Here is a 2,270-nt window from a genome sequence, read left to right as displayed (position 1 = left end):
CCTGTGACAATACGACGTTGATAACCGCATTCTCGCAGTTTCTATCTTTGGTACAACCTACGACTCTCAGCCAAAAAGTGTCCACAGTATTGTTACACAGATACTTAGAAAAAAGTGCGTTTATATACCCAATACGAATGGTTTTTAGGTGCGGCCATCGAGTGACGAAGTCCGATGAGCCTATATTAATAGGTGATTGGGGTGAGGAATGAAGATAACAAAACCTAGAAATCATTCGTGAAGGGTATAGATGAACCGTGTAGCTTGATCATTTTATAGATGATATATTAACCTCTCAGAATATAACAACAATGGGGTCTGATGGTATGGATAAATATCTAGTCACAAGAGAAGAAATAGAAGACTTTGAAGGTATTGATAAAACGCACTTTTTAAACCCCAATGCGCGCAGAAGAAATAAATCACTTGGCGATTTAACTGGGTTGACAGGCTTTGGCTTTCATATTATAGAAGTTCAGCCAGGTTATGAATCCACCGAATTACATAAACATTACCATGAAGATGAATGTGTATATATCCTTGAAGGTGAAGCAAAAGCTACTATTGGTGATCATTATTACGATGTTAAAGCGGGTGACTTTATAGGTTATCGGGCAGGAGGGTTATCCCATAAATTAACTAATACAGGGACTGTCACTTTAAAGTGTATAGTTGTAGGGCAGCGGTTAGATCACGATGTAGGCGATTACCCTAATAAAAATAAACGAATTTATAGAAATAAGGATATGAAAGCTAATTTGGTGGACTTGGCGAGTATTGAGGGGCCTGTTGTAGGTAAGAAGACATAAATATGCACATTTTTTGTGGTCATGATGCTATTTAAGTATCTGAAAGCTACAAATAATTCATGAAGGGTATAGTAACTGCGTAAATACTGTGATTATAACTCAGCTAGCACCATTAAAAACTGTTGATGCTATCGCTAGTCTTAACAGTCCAGACTAGCCCCACTAAAAACCCTTCGTTTTGGGTATGTTTTTCCATGTAGTGCTTTCTTGCTCTCATAAAAAAAATTACTATTATTAGAAGTGTCCTAAAGTAAAAGAAGTCTGTGGATAGTTCAACTTCTCAGGGATGTGTGATGGCTGTATTTTTCCTGCATGAGTTTGCTTAAGTAGGAGAAAACTATGGTTATAGCAAAATGTGATAAAAGGATTTATACAAGCAAAAATTTGCTTGAGTATGAAAATAGTTTTTCTGTTTTAGTCACATCAATAGTTGATAATGTTCTCGGTAAAATTGATGAAGAAAAAGATATTACTTCAGGCGATGTGGAGCGACATCATCAGTTAGCATTACTTCTTTCTTGTCTTGATATTGAAAGCTTAAAGCAAAGTTTAATTAAACAAGTGATACCTCAGTTCGTAATAAGTGATAAATTAAGTAAATGGTATTACGCATTAATGTATACCAATATCATTAAAATGCCACAGGTTGAGGAGATCAGACCTGTGTTATTATCTTTACCAATACATGCTCATGATTCATTTGAGTTAGCCGTTAATGATTGTATTGTTCGTTATCTTATGATTGCGCTTAAACATGTAATTGAGCAAAAGTGCATAACAAATAAGCATGCTATTGATATCTGTGATTATATTGTACATATAATATGTCCTAAAGTTGATAAGGCGACCATAAGTTCATTGTGCAGCATGGTTGGTGACATTTATATTGGTCAAAATAAAACGTTAATATATTTATCTATTGGGTGCGGTGATGGTCAGGCAGATAGTCGATATGTGAAGGCTCTAAAAGCAAGGTATCCTGGCTTAGATTTGCGTGTTGTAGGTTTAGAAAAATATATTTCATGTGATAAACATTTATTTGAGTCTTTATTTAATGGAAAGGTTATCTATTTTTCTGATAGGACAGATAAGGAAAGTTATCCCATACTTGCATGCCAAGCGCTAGGTGATATAGACGCAAATGTATTGGCTGTCGAACGATATGCATTACATCACCTAGGAATTTCTTTTGAATGCTTTAAAACACGGCTCGAAGGAAGTCCGTTATTATCAGTTGAAGAACCTGTGAATATTTATGAAAGGACTCACTTATGGATGAGAGTTGCCCGTATAGCCTATGATTTACCGATTAACTGGTGTTTTGATCAATACATTGACCAGGATTGGATTTCTTCTGCGGTTACGGGGCCTAAGAACGTGTCTCAAAAATCAAAAAATATACAGATGTCTAAGTAAAAGGTTAATCATTAAGCACAAAGCAGTTTCAAGAAGATAGGAATG

Annotated in this window: 2 protein-coding genes; both read left to right on the top strand. The window is 35.5% G+C overall.

The window, feature by feature from the left end; translation table 11 throughout:
* Nucleotides 1-326: 326 nt before the first annotated feature.
* Entirely contained in the window at nucleotides 327-809 is a 483-nt protein-coding gene (locus F607_RS0126415) for a cupin domain-containing protein (protein ID WP_027710393.1), read from the top strand.
* A gap of 339 nt (nucleotides 810-1,148) precedes the next feature.
* Complete coding sequence (locus F607_RS0126410; protein ID WP_027710392.1) at nucleotides 1,149-2,225, top strand: hypothetical protein; 1,077 nt, start codon at nucleotides 1,149-1,151, stop codon at nucleotides 2,223-2,225.
* Nucleotides 2,226-2,270: the final 45 nt, after the last annotated feature.

Source organism: Zooshikella ganghwensis DSM 15267, assembly GCF_000428585.1.
GTDB classification, from domain to species: Bacteria; Pseudomonadota; Gammaproteobacteria; order Pseudomonadales; family Zooshikellaceae; genus Zooshikella; species Zooshikella ganghwensis.
Note: the sequence above shows the minus strand (reverse complement) of the source record. Positions and strands in the feature narration are given on the sequence as shown.

Coding starts and splice junctions, on each gene's coding strand:
- F607_RS0126415 (WP_027710393.1), top strand. CDS start 327: ATGGATAAATATCTAGTCACAAGAGAAGAAATAGAAGACTTTGAAGGT.
- F607_RS0126410 (WP_027710392.1), top strand. CDS start 1,149: ATGGTTATAGCAAAATGTGATAAAAGGATTTATACAAGCAAAAATTTG.